14 protein-coding genes are annotated in these 16,942 nt (G+C 62.3%); 6 read left to right on the forward strand and 8 right to left on the reverse strand.

All coding sequences use genetic code 11. The annotated features are described in order from the left end of the window. Positions 1-286 precede the first annotated feature (286 nt). Positions 287-1,402: an SMP-30/gluconolactonase/LRE family protein gene (locus SFY93_RS24710; protein WP_320444965.1), complete on the forward strand. Its 1,116-nt coding sequence runs from the start codon at positions 287-289 to the stop codon at positions 1,400-1,402. A 134-nt stretch (positions 1,403-1,536) separates the two neighbouring features. Here the strand turns inward: SFY93_RS24710 and ppc are convergent, their stop codons facing one another. From ppc to SFY93_RS24740, 6 genes are all read right to left on the reverse strand, one after another. Continuing rightward, on the reverse strand, positions 1,537-4,314 hold the full coding sequence (ppc, locus tag SFY93_RS24715; protein WP_414717157.1) for a phosphoenolpyruvate carboxylase: 2,778 nt from the start codon (positions 4,312-4,314) through the stop codon (positions 1,537-1,539). A 99-nt stretch (positions 4,315-4,413) separates the two neighbouring features. Further along, on the reverse strand, positions 4,414-5,337 hold the full coding sequence (locus SFY93_RS24720) for a DUF1932 domain-containing protein (RefSeq protein ID WP_320444966.1): 924 nt from the start codon (positions 5,335-5,337) through the stop codon (positions 4,414-4,416). Between the two features lie 5 nt (positions 5,338-5,342). Beyond that, positions 5,343-6,329 (reverse strand): tripartite tricarboxylate transporter substrate binding protein, encoded by a 987-nt coding sequence (locus tag SFY93_RS24725; RefSeq protein WP_320444967.1) that lies wholly within the window; start codon positions 6,327-6,329, stop codon positions 5,343-5,345. A 60-nt stretch (positions 6,330-6,389) separates the two neighbouring features. Then, positions 6,390-7,184 carry a transporter substrate-binding domain-containing protein gene (locus SFY93_RS24730; RefSeq protein ID WP_320444968.1) on the reverse strand — a complete coding sequence of 265 codons (795 nt, stop codon included), beginning with the start codon at positions 7,182-7,184 and terminating at the stop codon, positions 6,390-6,392. A gap of 22 nt (positions 7,185-7,206) precedes the next feature. Continuing rightward, positions 7,207-8,751: an acyl-CoA synthetase gene (locus tag SFY93_RS24735; protein WP_320444969.1), complete on the reverse strand. Its 1,545-nt coding sequence runs from the start codon at positions 8,749-8,751 to the stop codon at positions 7,207-7,209. Positions 8,752-8,955: 204 nt separating this feature from the next. Beyond that, entirely contained in the window at positions 8,956-9,765 is an 810-nt protein-coding gene (locus SFY93_RS24740) for a crotonase/enoyl-CoA hydratase family protein (RefSeq protein WP_320444970.1), read from the reverse strand. Between the two features lie 112 nt (positions 9,766-9,877). Between SFY93_RS24740 and SFY93_RS24745 the strand changes: the two genes are divergently transcribed. Next, positions 9,878-10,750: an SDR family oxidoreductase gene (locus tag SFY93_RS24745; protein WP_089265117.1), complete on the forward strand. Its 873-nt coding sequence runs from the start codon at positions 9,878-9,880 to the stop codon at positions 10,748-10,750. A 66-nt stretch (positions 10,751-10,816) separates the two neighbouring features. Here the strand turns inward: SFY93_RS24745 and SFY93_RS24750 are convergent, their stop codons facing one another. Next, positions 10,817-11,221 carry a hypothetical protein gene (locus tag SFY93_RS24750; protein WP_320444971.1) on the reverse strand — a complete coding sequence of 135 codons (405 nt, stop codon included), beginning with the start codon at positions 11,219-11,221 and terminating at the stop codon, positions 10,817-10,819. A gap of 129 nt (positions 11,222-11,350) precedes the next feature. Between SFY93_RS24750 and SFY93_RS24755 the strand changes: the two genes are divergently transcribed. The 4 genes from SFY93_RS24755 (at position 11,351) to SFY93_RS24770 (ending at position 16,040) form a co-directional block, all read left to right on the forward strand. Then, positions 11,351-12,154, forward strand: coding sequence for an AraC family transcriptional regulator (locus tag SFY93_RS24755; protein WP_320444972.1), 804 nt, complete (start codon positions 11,351-11,353; stop codon positions 12,152-12,154). 109 nt (positions 12,155-12,263) lie between these two features. Continuing rightward, on the forward strand, positions 12,264-13,841 hold the full coding sequence (locus SFY93_RS24760; RefSeq protein WP_320444973.1) for a fatty acid--CoA ligase: 1,578 nt from the start codon (positions 12,264-12,266) through the stop codon (positions 13,839-13,841). Positions 13,842-14,054: 213 nt separating this feature from the next. Continuing rightward, a complete protein-coding gene (locus tag SFY93_RS24765; protein WP_320444974.1) occupies positions 14,055-15,587 on the forward strand; it encodes an SUMF1/EgtB/PvdO family nonheme iron enzyme in 1,533 nt (510 codons plus the stop codon). Between the two features lie 27 nt (positions 15,588-15,614). Continuing rightward, on the forward strand, positions 15,615-16,040 hold the full coding sequence (locus SFY93_RS24770) for a DUF4399 domain-containing protein (RefSeq protein WP_089265122.1): 426 nt from the start codon (positions 15,615-15,617) through the stop codon (positions 16,038-16,040). Positions 16,041-16,142: 102 nt separating this feature from the next. Here the strand turns inward: SFY93_RS24770 and SFY93_RS24775 are convergent, their stop codons facing one another. Beyond that, positions 16,143-16,631, reverse strand: a complete 489-nt coding sequence (locus SFY93_RS24775; protein ID WP_231079957.1) for a phasin family protein — start codon at positions 16,629-16,631, stop codon at positions 16,143-16,145. Positions 16,632-16,942: the final 311 nt, after the last annotated feature.

Consider the following 16,942-nt stretch of genomic DNA (forward strand, 5'->3'; position numbering starts at 1 on the left):
GACATCCATTATCCGCGTGCGCTGACAATGATGTGGCGAACAGCAATGCTGCAGAAGCGACTGCAACACATATGTGACAGCGAAACGACGACATGGGGAACCGCGCATCAAATGAGGGCTTTGGTGTTGGTCGCGCGGAACTATCAAAACGTTCACTGCGCTGCGATGCGCGCTTGTGCACCGCCATGATCGCGCGGCAGCATCGAATTGTGTAGCATCCCCGTCGCAACGGTATTTAAACTCCCGGCAACGGCTGGAGAAAACCAGAAAAGCCGGGAGGACGACGATGCCAACTCAGCTCTCGCACGACTCTGCTCACCCCGCCGCAATATCCAACTCACTCAGTCGCAGAAATATCCTAGGCAGCGCCGCTGCATTAGCAGCAACGACGCTGATCGCACCTGATGCACTCGCGCGCAACTTCGGTCGCGGTGCGGAGCCGCAGCGCTATCCCGATCCTGATATCGTCGTCATCGACGCCAATCGCTTCAAGGCGAGAGTCGGCAACACCGTCATCAAGCGGCTCTATACGGGCTGCCTGTGGGCGGAGGGACCGGCGTGGAATGCACAGGGTCAGTATCTGATCTGGAGCGATATCCCTGCCAATCGCCAGTTGCGTTATCTCGACGATGACGGCCACATCTCCGAGCGCTTCCGCTATCCATCCGAGGAGAGCAACGGGAATTCGTTTGACACCGAGGGCCGCCAGCTCAGCGCGCAGCGCACGCGCCTTGTCCGCTTCGAGCACAATGGCAGCGTCACGACGCTGGCTGAACAGGCAAACGGCAAGCCGCTGAACGGGCCGAACGATATGGTGGTCAATCCGATCGACAAGGCGATCTGGTTCACCGATCCCGGTTACGGCGCCATCAATCTCTATGAGGGCCAGCGCGCCGCGGCGGGCGTCACGCAGCCGCACCAGAAGGAAGCGGTGTATCGCATCGATCCAACGAGCGGCCAGGTGAACAAGGTCGCCGATGAACCGTTCAAGCCGAACGGCTTGGCGTTCAGCCCGGATTACAAGAAGCTCTATGTCTGCGATACCGGCATCACGCATTATCCCAATGCCAAGAATGTGGTGTGGCAATACGACGTGGACGGCGGAAAGCTCAGCAATGCGAAGCCGCTGATCGACATGACGCTGGATGGCAAGTCCGGCTTCCCTGACGGGCTGCGCGTCGATACCGAAGGCAATATCTGGGTCGGCGCCGGCTGGGTCGGCGAGGGCTATGACGGCGTGCAGATCTTTGCACCTGACGGCCAGCGCATCGGCCAGATCAAGCTTCCGGAGACCTGCGCCAATGTCTGTTTCGGCGGCAAGAAGCGCAACCGGCTGTTCATGACCGCGAGCCAGTCACTCTATGCGGCCTATGTGGAAACGCAGGGCGCGCATTTTTGTTGAGGGGGCTTGCATCACTATCAGCCGTCATGGCCGGGCTTGTCCCGGCCATCCACGTCTTGTGTGTCCTGCGGCCAAGGCGTGGATGCCCGGCATGCGCCGGGCATGACGGTGGAGAGGATCGAGTGCTTCAATAACTACCCGCTATTCCTCAATCCCGCCGAGATGCCGTTGATCGTCAGTTGAATCCCGCGCAGCACCTGCTCATCGGGATTATTCGCGCGATGTTCTTTCAGCAACTCGACCTGCACGTGGTTGAGCGGATCGAGATACGGAAACCGGTTGCGAATCGAGCGGTCGAGCAGCGGGTTGTTTTGCAGCAGGCGCTCCTGCTCCATGATATCCAGCAGCGTCTCGATGCACAGATGCCATTCGCCGCGGATGCGGCCGAAGATGGTCTCGCGCAGCTTCTGGTCGGCGACGAGCTCAGCATAGCGCGAGGCGATGGCGATGGAGCTCTTGGCCAGCACCATGTCCATGTTGGACAGCAGCGTGCGGAAGAACGGCCATTCGCGGTGCATCTCCTGCAGGAAGGCCATGCCCTTGTCGGGATGATTGGCGAGCCAGGCCTCGATGGCGCTGCCGAAACCGTACCAGCCGGGCAGCATCAAGCGGCACTGCGCCCAGGAGAACACCCAGGGGATGGCGCGGAGATCCTCGATGGCGCGGGTCTTCTTGCGCGAGGCCGGACGGCTGCCGATGTTCAGCGTCGAGATCTCGTTGATGACGGTGGATTCCCAGAAGTAATCGACGAAGCCCTCGGTCTCATAGACCAGACCGCGATAGGCCTTGAAGGCCAGTTCGGAAATCTCTTCCATGGCTTCGAGATATTCGCGGCGCGGCGCGCTATGCTTCGGCGCCAGCAGGCTTGCTTCCAGCGTCGCGGCGGCAAGGATTTCCAGATTGTTGCGGCCGACTTCGGCGTTGGAATATTTGCTGGAGATGATCTCGCCCTGTTCGGTGATGCGGATCTGGCCATCCACCGCGCCGCCGGGCTGCGCCAGAATCGCATCGTGGCTCGGGCCACCGCCGCGGCCCACAGAGCCGCCGCGGCCATGGAACAGCCTGAGCCGGATGTGATGCCGCTCGAACACTTCGATGAGTTCGATCTCGGCCTTGTACAGTTCCCAGCCGGAAGTGACGAAACCGCCATCCTTGTTGCTGTCCGAATAGCCGAGCATGACTTCCTGCACCGCGCCGCGGCTGTCGACCAGCTTGCGATAGTCGTGCAGCGAGAACATGCGGTCCATGATGGCTGCAGAGGCCTGCAGATCCTCGATTGTTTCGAACAACGGCACGATGTTGATGGCGCTGCGGCCGGAGCAATCCACCAGCCCGACTTCCTTCAGCAGCACCGCGACTTCGAGCATGTCGGAGACGCCCTTGCACATGGAGATGATGCATTGAGGGATCGCCGCCGCGCCGAATTTCGCGTGGACCTGCGCCGCCATACGGAACAGCGCCAGTTCACCCAGCGTCTCGTCGCTGTATTTGACGAACAGCGAACCGAGCGGCCGCGCGTTCTTCAATTCATTCGTCAGCAGCGCGATGCGCGCTTCCTCGCCGAGCGCGAGATAGGACGTGCCGGGCATCGCGGCATCGATCAGTTCGGCGACGGTGCGCTCATGCACCGCCGAGTTCTGCCGGATATCGAGACTGGCGAGATAGAAGCCAAAACAATCCACCGCGCGGCGCAATTGCCGCAACCGGCCGCGGGCGATGACAGCGGAATTATCAGCGATCAGCGAGCGATCGAGCACGTCGAGATCGGCCTTGAACTCCTGCGCCGATGCGTAAGCCGGGGCATCGCCCACGGCCGCGCGGCGGTTCGGCAATTCGAGCGCATGGGCCGTTGCCGCCATGCGGGCATAGACGCCGGAGATCGCCAGACGATAGGGCTCGCCGGCGCGGTGCGGCGATGGATCCGGGGAGCGTTCGGCCAATGCGCGCAGCTCATCGGAGACATCGGCGAGATGCGCCGCCATCGACAGTTCCGCGCCCAGTGCATGGAGCTCGTCGAGATAGAAGCTGAAGGCACGCCTGCTCTGCAGCATCATGGTGCCGCGCATCACATCTGCCGTGACGAACGGATTGCCGTCGCGGTCGCCGCCGATCCAGCTTCCCATGCGCAGGAACGAGCCGAGCTCGGCCGCGCCGCCCTGCGCGCGCAGGCTGTCTTCCAGCACGCAATGCAGCCGCGGCACTTCGCGCAAAAACGTATAATCGTAGAACGACAATCCGTTAGCGACCTCGTCGAGCACCGTCAGCTTGCTCCGGCGCAGCAGATTAGTCTGCCACAGCGTCACCACGGCGCGGCGCAACTGTTCCTCGGACGCCTCAATCTCCTCGGCGGTGAGCTGCATGCGCTCGCGCCGGTCCAGCAATGCTGCGATTTCCATTTCGCGGTCGATGGTGCTCTTGCGGCGCACTTCCGTGGGATGCGCGGTCAGCACCGGCGAGATCAGCGCCTGGCCGAAGAACTTGCTGAGCAGCCCCGCATCGATGCCGGCCTCGCGCGCGCGCTTCACCGCATGGGCCAGCGTGCCCGATGCGTTGGCCGCATTCGCGCGCTGCGCCCGCATCCGGCGAATGTTGTTCTGGTCTTCGGCGATATTGGCGAGATGCGAAAAGTAGCTGTAAGCGCGAACGATGCGCACGGTCTCGGCGATCGACATGCCATCGAGAATGGCTTCGAGCTCGCGCCGCGCCAGCTTGTCCTCGTCGCGGTGGAAGCGGACCGAGGTCTGCCGGATATTCTCGACCAGGGCGAACACCGCCTCGCCTTCCTGATCCCGAACGGTGTCGCCGAGGATGCGGCCGAGCAGCCGGATATCCTCGCGCAGCCGGGCATCGGCCTCCTGGGCCGCAATGTCGTCGCCGCGGGGGATCGCGGTCTCTTCGGTGGACAGAGGCAGGGACACAAGGACGCTCCAGGAAGTTGCCGGCGCCCCATTTGGTCGCAACTCATGCTGCGACGCAAGGTGAAGTTGGGGGCGCGCGGCTCCTCTCGGAACTCAGCCCTTCGGCTTCACCTTGCCGAGAATGCGGTCCGCCTCGACCCGCCAGTCGGCGCTGCGCGCGAACCCCGCCTCGCCCTTGGTGCCGAACAGCCCGTCTTCGGCGAGATCGGCGATCCAGCCCTGGCGCTCGACCGTGCCTTCGGCCGACCACGGCGTGAGCCCGATCTCGCGCACGGTCTCGGCGACCTCGCGGACTTCCTCGCTGCGGCGGCGACCGTGTTCGATGACGCGCTGAAAGAAATAGGCGCCCTGCTTCTCCCAGTCGATGGATGGAAACGTCTCGACCAGCGAGGCGATCACCGCGTCCTCGACTCCATAGGCGCGCGCGGTCGTAAAGCTCTCGATCACCATGGCCTCGAGGCCCTTGATCATGATGCTGCGGCACATTTTGGTGGCCGAGGCGACGCCAAGCCTGTCACTGGCGACTTGCGCATCGAAGCCGATGGCGTTGAGCAGCGGCGTGAGATCGCGCGCGCCGGTGCCGCCGAGCAGCAGCGGCACCCTGATGCGGTATGGCGGGATCGAAGTCATGACCGCGCCCTCGACATAGCGCCCGCCGGCGCCATCGATCAGCGCGGCCGCGCGCTGCTTCGCGCCGGGCGATGCGGAGTTGAAATCGAGAAACCATGCCTGCGGCTTCAGGCCGGGCACGCAGGCCTGCGCCGCCGGCACGGTCTGGCTCGCAGTCACCGCGCAGATGATGAAGTCGGCGCGTGACGTGAGATCGGCATGCGAAGATGCGAGCGTGACACCATGCGTCTCGGCGTGGTCGCGCAGCGCCCCGGCATCTGCGCCGTCGAGCTTGAGATCATAGGCGCTGACGCGGAGATCCTGCTTGCGCAGGTCTTCCGCGAGAATGCGCCCGACTTCGCCATAGCCGATCAGGCCGACGTGCCACTGGTTCGAATGTTCAGTCATGCTTCTTACTGGACCTTGATGTTTGCCGCCTTCAGCACCGGCCCCCATTTGTCCGCTTCGGCATGCATGAACTTGTCGAAGTCTGCGGGCGAGGAACCGACCGGCGTGGCATCGATCTTCTTCAGCGCCGCCAGCACCACCGGATCCTTCAGGGCTGTCACCAGATCCGCATGGATCTTCGCCACGACATCAGCCGGCATGCCGGCAGGTCCGAGGAAGCCCCACCACACCGCCGTATCATAACCGGCGACGCCGGATTCGGCGACTGTCGGCACATTGGGCAGCGCCGCCGAGCGCGTCGCTGTCGTCACGGCCATGGCGCGCACCGCGCCGCCTTCGAGCTGGCCGACGATCTCCGGCAGCGGATTGATGCTCATGGGAATGTCGCCGGCAATGACGGCTGTGAGCGCCGGCGCACCGCCCTTGTAAGGGATCGAGACGATCTTGGTGCCAGCCATATGGTTCAGCAATTCGCCGGCGAGATGCGCCGAGGTGCCGTTGCCGGACATGCCGTAGGACAGCGAGTCCGGCTTGGCTTTCGCCTGCGCCAGCAGCTCTTGCAGATTCTTGGCTGGGTTGTCCTTCGACACCACGATGGCCAGCGGCGAATAGGCGACCTCGCTGATCGCGGTGAAATCCTTGAACGTGTCGTAGGGCAGCTTCGGATAGAAGAACTGATTGAGCGGATGGCCCGATGCGACGAGGATCAGCGTATAGCCATCGGGCGGCGACTTCGCGAGGGCCTGCGAGGCGATGATGCCACCGGCGCCCGGACGGTTGTCCACCACCGGCTGCTGGCCCCAGGTCTTCGACAGCGATTGGGCGAAGGTCCGCGCCAGCACGTCAACCGCACCGCCGGCTGCATAGGGCACCAGGATCGTCACCTGCTTGCTAGGGAACGTCTGGGCGTGCAGCGACGGGCTGGTGAAAGACAGCAGCGCAGCCGCCGTGGCGATGGCCAGTTTCATGGGCGCAGGCAAAGACACGGGCATGGATGGTCGTCCCTCTTGTAATATCGCGCAACAATCTCGTGTCGTTGCTACTTGATAGTGCTACCTGGCTGTGGTCGCAGCGCGCAGCCCGGACCGTGCGATGGCCGCGTCGACCAGTCCCCGCGCCTTCACATCCTCGGTGAATTTGCGGACAAATGCCATCCCCTCATCGCGCCCCTTGGGGATCGCGATGGCATGTCGCTCGACACCCCAGCGACCGTCCAGCACCTTCGCGCCCGGCGCCTGCTCTGCGAGTTCGAACAGTGTCACCTTGTTGGTAGCAAACACATCGATGCTGCCGGCCATCAGCAGGCCGGGCGCAAGCCTGATGGCCGGCACGCGAACGACTTCGGCATTCTTCAAATCGCGCGACAGCACGGCATCGGATGAACTTCCGGCGGTGACGCCGACATGGACGCCTTTGACATCGACATCATCGGGCCCCGCAACCCTGGACTCTTTCGCGACGAGATAGCCAAGATCGCTTTCCAGATAAGACGGACCGAAATCCATGTCGTTCGCACGCGCGGCCGACGCATTGGTGAAAGCGGCATCGACGGCGCCTGTCTTCACCGCTTCGAGAACCTCGGCATTCCTGGAGAACACCACCGGCTCATAGGGCACGCCCAATTGCCGCGCGAGCTCCTTGCCGAGATCGTAACCGACACCACGCGGGCCTTCGGTTTGCGATACGAGAATAGACGTCGGTGTTCCCGGATAGAGCCCGACACGCAGCTTTCCGGTTGGTGCGAGGATCTGCTTCGGCTCGAGGTCGACGGCAACTGCAGGACCGGCAAACGCTGCCACCAGGAGCGTGATTGCCGCGATCTGCGCGGCAAGTTTGTTTCCAATCATTGCCACGCGCATCATCACCCTCCTAGATCGTCCGCCCAGCCTTGGCCCAATAAGGATCGCGCAGCCGGCGCTTGAAGATCTTGCCGGAGTCTTCGCGCGGCAGATTGCTCTGGATCTCCATCTGCTTCGGCACTTTATAGTCGGCCAGCGCCTTCTTCAGGTCCGCGCGCACCGTCGCCAGGTCGAGCACCACGCCGGGCTGCGGCTCGATCACCGCCATCAGCGACTCGCCGAACTCCTCGTCGGGAATCCCGAACACGGCACAGTCATGGACGCCGGGCAGCGCATGCAGCGCCGACTCGATCTCCGCAGGATAAATGTTGACGCCGCCGGAGATCACCATGTCGCGCTTGCGATCGCAGATGAAGACGTAGCCGTCGGCATCGAGATAGCCAACGTCACCCGAGGTGATAAAGCCGTCACGGTCGATCTCGGCGCGCTTTTCCGGCTTGTTGTGATAGGTGAAATCCGGATTGCCTGCGATGCGTGAATAGATTTCGCCGATCTCGCCTTGCGGCAGGATCTCGCCATTATCGCCGAGGAAGCGCAGTTCGGCGCCGGGCGCGATCTTGCCGACAGTCCCCGGCTTCTTCAGCGCGTCTTCGGAATTCGCGAAGGTCACCGCACCGGATTCGGTGGAGCCATAGAATTCATAGATCACCGGGCCCCACCAGTCGATCATCGCGGTCTTGACGTCGGCCGGGCACGGCGCGGCGGCGTGGATGATATGGCGCAGCGACGACATGTCGTATTTCTTCCTGATATCCTCCGGCAGCTTCATCAGGCGGATGAACATGGTCGGCACCATGAAGATGGTGTCGATCTTCTCGTCCTGCACCACGCGCAGAAATTCTTCGGGATCGAAGCGCGGCATCAGCACCAGCGCGCCGCCAAGACGCCCGGCGCGTAGCGCAAAGGCATTCGGCGCCGAGTGATAGAGCGGTCCGGGCAGCAAAGCGCGGGCGCCGGGCTTGAGGCCATAGACGCGCGCACGCATCTGGTCGGCGGACGCCGCCTGCTCCGGCGTCGGCGCGAAGCGGCGCACGCCCTTCGGGTGGCCTGTCGTGCCCGACGTGTAGATCATGTTGTGCGGCTGCGGTAGCGCGGGGCCATCATAGGGCGCCTGTTCGGTCAGCCAGCTCTCCAGATCGATAGCGCCATCCGGGGTGCCGAGCCGTGCCGGATCGACCTTGTAGTTCGCGATGATCTCCGGCGGCGTCGGCACGCTCAACGACACGATGCCCTGCGGAATTGCCTCGCGCAGTTGATGCAGCATGTCGGCATGGGCGATCAGGACGTTGCTGCCGGAGTCCTTGATCACATAGGTGATCTCTTCCGGCTTGAAGTGCCAGTTCACCGGTACGCCATAAGCGCCGAGCTGCGCCACCGCATAGGCCGCTTCGAGAAACGCAATGTCATTGCGCATCAGGATGCTGACGCTGTCGCCCTGCTTGACGCCAAGCCGCGACAACCCGCCGGCGATGCGGCTCGCGCGTTCGGTCAGTTCGGAAAAGCCGCGGCGACGATCGCCTGAGATGACGCCTTGAAACAGGGAATTTGTCGACATGGATACGTTTCCGGATTTTTGTTTTTGATTGAAGAGAGAAGCTAGCGCGTCACTCCGAGGCCCTCATAGTGAGGAGCGCGTCTTCGCGCGTCTCGAACCATGAGTTGGTGTGCGCCACCATCCTTCGAGACGCGACCAAGAGGTCGCTCCTCTCGCCTGAACGCAATTGCGTTCAGGCTGGGATGAGGGCGGAGTGTTAGTCTACTAATCCACAAATTTCGGCGCACGTTTCTCGATATTCGCGCGCACGGCTTCGGTCTGGTTCGGTCCGCCCATCAGTTTCATCTGCTCGACGGATTCGGCGAGCAGCGCCGGACCGGGATCGACCGCGAGATTGTTGAGCATGCGCTTGGCAGCACGGATCGCATCCGGGCTCTTGCCGGCGATCTCGCGCGCCGTCTCGAGCGCTGCGGCGCGCGGATCGTCGCAGATGCGCGTAGCGAGACCGTAGCTCAGCGCTTCCTGTGCCGAGAAGATGCGGCCGGTGTAAGTGAGGTCGCGCAGGATGTCGTCGCGCACAAGCGAAGCGAGGATCGGTGTGCCGGCCATGTCAGGCACGAGGCCCCATTTGATTTCCATCACCGACATGCGCGTGTCCGGCGCGAGAAACCGCATGTCGGCGCCGAGCGCGACCTGGAAACCGCCGCCAAAGGCGACGCCATGAACCGCCGCAATCACCGGCACCGGCAGTTGACGCCAGCCCCACACCGCCTGCTGGGAGTGATTGCAAAGACCGTGGGTGCGCAGCGAGAGATCGCGCTTCTGCGCGCCGCCGATACCGTCGCCGCCATTGTCGTTCATCGCGGCGAATCGTCCCATGTCGAGGCCGGCGCAGAACGCCCGGCCCTCGCCGGACAGCACGACCGCGCGCAGCCCCTTCTCCCGGCTCAGGCGCTCGGCGGTATCGACCAATGCCGCGAACATCGCCGCATCCAGCGCATTCATCTTGTCCGCGCGGACGAGGCGAACATCGGCAACGCCATCCGTCATGGACACAGAGATGCGGTCTTCCATGGGTGGTTTCCTTCCTAGACTTGTTTTTCTTCCCGCTTTACACGCAAGCGGTATCGGGTTTAGTCAATCAACTAATTAACCCGTCCGCATCCTCTTAAAGCAGGACCCTCCCATGTTCAATCAGCAGCTCCTCGCAGGCCGAAAAATCCTCGTCACCGGCGGTGGCACCGGTCTCGGCAAATCGATGGCGGCGAAATTCCTCGAACTCGGCGCCGAAGTGCATATCTGCGGTCGCCGCAAGGCTGTATGCGACGAGACCGCAACCGAGCTGATGGCGGAATTTGGCGGCAAGGTCTCCAGCCACGGCGTCGACATCCGCGACGCCGCGGCGGTCGATGCGATGATCGAAGGCATCTGGGCCGATGGTCCCCTCACGGACTTGATCAACAACGCCGCCGGAAATTTCATCTCGCGGACGCAGGACCTGTCGGCGCGCGGCTTCGACGCCGTCGCCAACACGGTGATGCACGGCACGTTCTACATGACCCATGCGGTCGGTCGGCGCTGGATTGCCGACAAGGTGCCGGGCAATGTGGTCTCGATCACCGTGACCTGGGTACGCAATGGCAGCCCCTATGTGGTGCCCTCCGCCATGAGCAAATCCGCGATCCATGCCATGACCATGTCGCTGGCCACCGAATGGGGCCGCTACGGCATCCGCCTCAACACCATTGCGCCCGGCGAAATCCCGACCGAAGGCATGAGCAAGCGCATCAAGCCCGGCGACGAGGCCGGTGCACGCACCCGCGCGCAGAACCCGATGGGCCGCGTCGGCAAGATGGAAGAACTGCAGAACCTCGCAGTATTCCTGATCTCCGGCGGCTGCGACTGGATCAGTGGCGAGACCATCGCCATGGACGGCGCGCAGGCGCTCGCCATGGGCGGCAACTTCTATCAGCTTCGCGACTGGTCCGATGCCGAGTGGATCCAAGCACGCGACAGCATCAAAGCGCAGAACGAAAAGGACAAGGCGCAGCGGGGGTAAGGGCCGCAAAATAATTCGACCGGCAGCGAGGCTCTCCCATGCGGGAGGCCTCGCTTTGTTTTTTGATCAACACGCAACCTGCAACCGCTCGCGCGCAACCCTCATGGCCTCGTCTTCGGATGCGACCACCGCGGAACTGATGCCGAACGCCTTCGTCGCAAGTGCCGACTGGGCCTCCACGAGAACGCGTGTGACGGCATTCGGCTCGACGGCAATGATGGCACGGCAAAGCAGCGCGAGCGTCGCTTTGTTGCGCTTGAGCCAAAGCCCCCTCGCTTTGCGATCTTCATGCGCCTCATCATGATGATGACTGGCCATGATCATGACGAAAGGCTGCTTGCGGCCGATGAGATCGTCCATCTCGACCTCCCATTGCGCCGCACTTCCCGGCTGAAGCTCATCATGCCGGACCCACACGATCGGGAAGGCCGCTACATCGTGAATGAGAAAGGCACCGCTATCGAGGCTCATCGTCGTCTCCTGACTGTTCGTTGATCTGCATGCGGAGATAGACCCGGTCGCTCAAACCCGTTAACGACATTCGGACGCAAAATAATGAGAACCGGCCAGGCTGGAGCGGTTCTGAAAAGGCATGGTGTCATGACCTCGCTCACCGAGCGCCTCGACGGACCATCCGCAATCGCCATCTGGGGCAGCGATGAGCCCGGCGATGCATTTCGGCTCGGCACCCGCGAACTCGACTGGCATCATCACCGCCGCGGCCAGTTGTTCTGTATCGAAAGCGGATTGATCCGCCTGCACACGAAACAGGGCTCGTGGCTACTGCCGCCGCAGCGCATCGGCTGGCTGCCGCCCGGGCTCTATCACAAGGTGACCCTGAGCGGTGTACTGAGCGGATGGGGCGTGCTCCTGACGCCGGCCGCGAGCCGGACATTGCCGTCGCAGCCCTGCGTCATGGGTGTCAGCGATCTGCTGCGCGCGCTCGTCAGGCGCGCTGCGGGTTGGACGAATGCGGATCGGCTCACGCCGGCGCAGACGCGCGTCGTGGCCGTGCTGCTCGACGAAATCCGCGGTGCGCCGCAGGAGCCGCTGCATCTGCCGATGCCGACGGATATCCGCGCCTTGCGTATCGCCAATGCGCTGATCCGGCGGCCGCATGACGCGCGCACGCTGCATGAGCTTGGCGAATGGGCTGGCCTGTCGGAACGAACGGCACGTCGCATCTTCATGACGGAGACCGGCATGGGCTTCACGCAGTGGCGGCAGCAGGCGCGTCTCACGCTGGCGTTGGAACGGCTGGCCGCCAATGAACCCGTCGCGGATGTCGCCGAAGCGCTCGGCTATGCCACGTCCAGCAACTTCATCGCGATGTTTCGACGGGCGTTTGGCGAGCCGCCCGCGCGCTATTTTGCAAAACAGCGTAGGACGCGCAACGTCGGCTGAACGACCTCCCGACACCTGTCTCACCGCACCGCAGCACCTTTCCCGTCTTGTCAGTCCTCCCGGACGCCCGCACACTCGCCGCAACTAATAAACTGAGGGAGGGAGACACATGTCCGTTGCGGAAGCGGCCACGCTGGCCGATGTCATTCGCGTGCAAGCACAGACGCGCGGCGATTCAATTGCGCTGGTGTTCGAGGGCCGCGAGACCAGCTACAGATCACTCGATCGCAATGCCAACCGCGTCGCCAACGGGCTGATCGCGCTCGGCGTCAAGCCCAATGAGCGCATCGCCTATCTCGGCAAGAACAGCGACCTCTTCATCGAACTGCTGATCGGCGCCGTGAAGGCCAAGGTGGTGACGGCGCCGGTGAACTGGCGGCTCGCCGGACCGGAGATCGCCTTCATCATCGACGACGCGAAAGCACAGGTGCTGTTCGTCGGACCGGAATTCGTCGATCTCGTACGCAGCCTCAAGCCACAAATGCCGGGCGTGCGCATCGTCATGACCATGGAAGGCGGCGCAACCGAGTGGCAGGACTTTACGGCCTGGCGTGACGCGCAGAGCGAGCGCGATCCTAACCTCACAATGACCAAGGACGATGTCGCGATCCAGCTCTACACGTCGGGCACCACAGGCAAGCCGAAAGGCGCGATGCTGTCACATCAGAATTTCCTGTCACTGCTGCGCATCGGCGGCACCGACGACAACCCTGACTGGAACGTCTGGACCGACACCGATGTGTCGCTGGTGGCGATGCCGGTATTTCATATCGGCGGCGTCGGTTGGGCGGTGTTCGGGCTCTATCACGGCGCCAAGAGCGTGATCGCCAGGGAGTTCGATCCCAACAAGGTGCTCGATTTCTTCCGGGACTACGGTATCAGCAAACTGTTCCTGGTGCCGGCAGCGATGCAGTTCATCGTGCGGCAGCCGCGTGCGCGGGAGATGGATTTCAGCAAGTTGCGCTACATCATGTATGGCGCATCGCCGATCTCCGCCGCCCTGCTCAAGGAATGCATCAGCGTATTCGGCTGCGGCTTCGTGCAGATGTACGGGATGACCGAGACCACCGGTACCATCGTGGTGCTGGCCCCGGAAGATCACGTCGAGGGCCGCGACTGCATGCGTTCCGCCGGCAAGGCGCTACCGGGAATCGAAATCGCCATCCTTGATATCGACGGCAAACAGCTGCCTGTGGGCGAGGTCGGCGAGATCGCGACGCGCTCGGCGTCCAATATGGTGGGCTACTGGAATCTGCCGGACGCCACCGCGCGCACGCTCGGCCGCGACAACTGGCTACGCACCGGCGATGCCGGCTATCTCGACAAAGACGGCTTCCTCTACATACACGACCGTATCAAGGACATGATCATCTCCGGCGGCGAGAACATTTATCCCGCCGAAGTCGAGAGCGCGATCTGCGATCATCCGGATGTCGCCGAAGTCGCCGTCATCGGTATTCCCGACGATACATGGGGCGAAGCGGTGAAGGCCGTGGTGGTGCTGAAGCCCGGCAAGGAGCTCGGCGCAACCGAACTGATGAAGTTCACGCGCGAGCGCATCGCGGGATTCAAGGCGCCGAAGACGATCGACTTCATCGCAGCATTGCCACGCAATGCATCGGGCAAGATCCTGCGACGGCAGTTGCGCGATCCCTATTGGGTGGGGAAAGAGCGGCAGGTGAACTGAGAACTTGTATAGCTACCGCCGCATTCTATCGGCGCCGGGTATATCGATACAGCGAATGCGAGGAACGTCGTCATCTCGCTACCGCGCGGCTCCTCCGGGATCAGCCAATTTGCGTTTTCAGCTAATTGTCTGACGGAGACGTTGAGCGTAGCGTCATGACGGTCGACCGAACGGCTAGTGAACCTCGTGTGTCCGTTGTAGAGGCGCGAAGTCATGCGCGGCGAGATTCGTGACATCAGTTCAGGCAGGGGTAAGGACCCTGCCACCCCGCGCGTCGGAACGCCGCGTCGCCTTGCGGCGATCGTTGTGGGGGACATCTGCGGATATAGCCGCCTCATGGAACTCGACGAGGAAGAAACGCATGCGCGCGTCAAGCGCATCGAGCGTGACCTCATCGAGCCGAGCATTACCGAGCACGACGGCAAACTCGTCAAAAGGACTGGCGATGGGTTCATTGCGATATTCGACAGTCCAGTCGAAGCCGTTCGATGCGGCATCGTCATCCAGCAAAGCATGATCGGGCGCAACGCAGCGCTGCCAAAGAGTTCCTGGATCGAATATCGCATTGGGGTCAATCTGGGAGACGTGATCATCGAGCCCAATGATGTCTTCGGCGATGGCGTCAATATCGCCGCGCGCCTCGAGGGGATCGCCGACCCCGGCCAAGTGTACATCTCGGGTGGCATCTACGAGCAGATCAAGCACAAGCTCGTCTGCGGTTATGAGTCGCTTGGAGATCGCAAGATCAAGAACATTACCGACCCGGTGCGCGTTTACCGGGTGCTTCCTGATCCCGCGGCATTCAACAAGGCACGGAAGCGGCGTGAACATGTTCTGATCATTTCGTTTTGCGCCATCCTGCTGGCTCTCGCAGGCGCCGGCGTCTGGTACATGAGGACTTATCCGCGCAGTGAAATCGGCAATCAGGCGGCAGCTCCCGCGGCGCCTCCGCAAGAGACAGGGAATGCAAGCCCCCGATCAGCGCCCGCGCCCGCCGCCAAGCAAGCCCGGCCTGAACCTGCGCCGGCGGTAACGCCTGCCCCGCCCCCGCCGCCAGCACCACCAAAGCCGGTCATAGAGCCCGTCATGGTCCCCCTCCCCGGCGGGACCTTCGCGATGGGCAGCAATGACGACATATCGGAAAAGCCGGTCCACCAGGTCACGATCAAGCCTTTCGCTATCAGCAAGTATCCGGTCTCGGTTCGGGAATGGAACGCGTGCGCTGCTGCGAATGCATGCGCGTTTCTGGTGACAGGGCGGGACGACATTCCGGTCACGGATGTGAGCTGGACCGATGCCAAGCAGTTTGTCGCATGGCTCGCGAAGGAAACGCAAAAAGCCTTCCGGCTCCCGAGCGAAGCTGAATGGGAGTATGCCGCGCGTGGCGGCACGCAAACGAAATACTGGTGGGGCGATCAGCTCCAGCCGGGCATGGCCAATTGCAAGAACTGCACGGATGCCGCCGCCGAACAGCCGCTCAAGCTCGGCAGTCTGAAGCCAAATCCGTTCGGGCTCTACGATATGGGTGGCGGCGTCAATCAATGGACAGAGGATTGCTGGCACAAGAACTATCAGGGTGCCCCGCAGAACGGCGCGCCATGGGTCGAGAACGACTGCGTCTCGCACGTCATTCGATCGGGCTCCTGGAAAAACGATGCGCGTTACGCCCGACCCGCAAGCCGCGATGGCTACGACACCAATGTGCGATATCCGACCCACGGCTTCCGGATTGCCATTTCGTCCTGAGACCGCCCCCGAAGGAAAGGCTGCGTCATGAGGATCACCGGGCTCATCGTGTTGTCCGCCATGCTGTCAACGGCGCCCCTTGCAGTCCATGCGCAAGGAAAGTCCGCACCGAAGGATGCGGTCCTCTATTTCGTGTGGCCACAGGACAAAGCGGTGATCAAGGGCGGGTTCTGGTGTCGTTTCGGTTTACGCAACATGGGTGTCACTCATGCAGGCGATAATTTCCAGAACAGCGGCCATCATCATTTGCTGATCGATGTGAATGACCCGCTCGATCCGAAGGAGCCGATCCCGCAGGACAAGTCGCATCTCCATTTCGGAGCCGGCCAGACCGAAGCACGCATCGAATTGCCCCCCGGCAAACATACGCTCCAGCTCGTGCTGGGAGACGGCGCTCATTATCCCTTCAACCCGCCCATCGTCTCGAACAAGATCACCGTGACAATCAAGTGAGCGTGCTTCCGATGCCGGGACGTACGGCCTGCTCTGGCGGAACGACGAAAAAAAGGCCCGCTTGCGCGGGCCTTTCGAATTCATGTCGCTTGATCGCGTGGATCAGGCGGTCTTGGCGAACGACGTCGCCTTCGAGAAGTTGTCCTGCGCGCTCTTGGCGCCTTCCGACACGAGCTTGCCGAGATATTCGGTCGACGCCTTGGCGCGCGAGCTCAAAACTTCGCCATGGGCACGCACGAGATCGGTCTGCACCTGGAAGGCTTCGGTCAGCGATTTCGCCGAAGCGAGCTTGTCGATGCCAGCGAAGAACGACTGGACGTCGGCATAGAACGCGTCCTGAACGTTGCGGCTGATCTTGGTCGCCTCGGAGACCGAGTTCGACACAGCGGTTTCGATGGCGGAGGTCACCTTTTCGGAATTGGCCTGGAAGTCGGCGGCCTTGTCCTTGGCAGTGCCGGCAGCGCGCTTGACGAAGTCACGGGTCGCTTCGGGCACTTCCAGATTCTGCAGCTTGGTGAACGCCTCGGTGACGGGCGCGAAAGCCTGCTTGACGTTGTTCAGCACGGAATTGGTTTCGGTTTCGATCGTCATGTTCGTCTCCATCCTCGGGTTGGGCCGCCTCTGCAAAGCTCATGCTTGCACTCAGGCTCGGCTCACCCCGTCCCGCCGTTGTGGGCCCGGGGTGCAACTTCTATGACATAGTAAATAATGCACTGCAACATCTATGGTGCATCGCAACATCACAAACCCGTGATATGCCCGGTAATCAGGCGACGCCTGATGCATTAACGGGCTACCGCCAGCGATCTGAAACAGGAGAGTAACCGACGTGTTGATTTAGCTTTATAATTTAGCATTTCGAGCCGCAGATTCTTCGGATATCCAATTGGGCAAGGCAAATG

The sequence above is a fragment of the Tardiphaga sp. 42S5 genome (assembly GCF_034044155.1).
Taxonomy (GTDB): domain Bacteria; phylum Pseudomonadota; class Alphaproteobacteria; order Rhizobiales; family Xanthobacteraceae; genus Tardiphaga; species Tardiphaga robiniae.

Excerpts from the sequence above, each read along its gene's own strand:
- SFY93_RS24770 (WP_089265122.1), top strand. The coding sequence starts at position 15,615 with ATGAGGATCACCGGGCTCATCGTGTTGTCCGCCATGCTGTCAACGGCG.
- SFY93_RS24720 (WP_320444966.1), bottom strand. The coding sequence starts at position 5,337 with ATGACTGAACATTCGAACCAGTGGCACGTCGGCCTGATCGGCTATGGC.
- SFY93_RS24750 (WP_320444971.1), bottom strand. The coding sequence starts at position 11,221 with ATGAGCCTCGATAGCGGTGCCTTTCTCATTCACGATGTAGCGGCCTTC.
- SFY93_RS24775 (WP_231079957.1), bottom strand. The coding sequence starts at position 16,631 with ATGACGATCGAAACCGAAACCAATTCCGTGCTGAACAACGTCAAGCAG.
- SFY93_RS24745 (WP_089265117.1), top strand. The coding sequence starts at position 9,878 with ATGTTCAATCAGCAGCTCCTCGCAGGCCGAAAAATCCTCGTCACCGGC.
- SFY93_RS24760 (WP_320444973.1), top strand. The coding sequence starts at position 12,264 with ATGTCCGTTGCGGAAGCGGCCACGCTGGCCGATGTCATTCGCGTGCAA.
- SFY93_RS24730 (WP_320444968.1), bottom strand. The coding sequence starts at position 7,184 with ATGATTGGAAACAAACTTGCCGCGCAGATCGCGGCAATCACGCTCCTG.
- SFY93_RS24740 (WP_320444970.1), bottom strand. The coding sequence starts at position 9,765 with ATGGAAGACCGCATCTCTGTGTCCATGACGGATGGCGTTGCCGATGTT.
- SFY93_RS24765 (WP_320444974.1), top strand. The coding sequence starts at position 14,055 with ATGCGCGGCGAGATTCGTGACATCAGTTCAGGCAGGGGTAAGGACCCT.
- SFY93_RS24735 (WP_320444969.1), bottom strand. The coding sequence starts at position 8,751 with ATGTCGACAAATTCCCTGTTTCAAGGCGTCATCTCAGGCGATCGTCGC.
- SFY93_RS24725 (WP_320444967.1), bottom strand. The coding sequence starts at position 6,329 with ATGCCCGTGTCTTTGCCTGCGCCCATGAAACTGGCCATCGCCACGGCG.
- SFY93_RS24710 (WP_320444965.1), top strand. The coding sequence starts at position 287 with ATGCCAACTCAGCTCTCGCACGACTCTGCTCACCCCGCCGCAATATCC.
- SFY93_RS24755 (WP_320444972.1), top strand. The coding sequence starts at position 11,351 with ATGACCTCGCTCACCGAGCGCCTCGACGGACCATCCGCAATCGCCATC.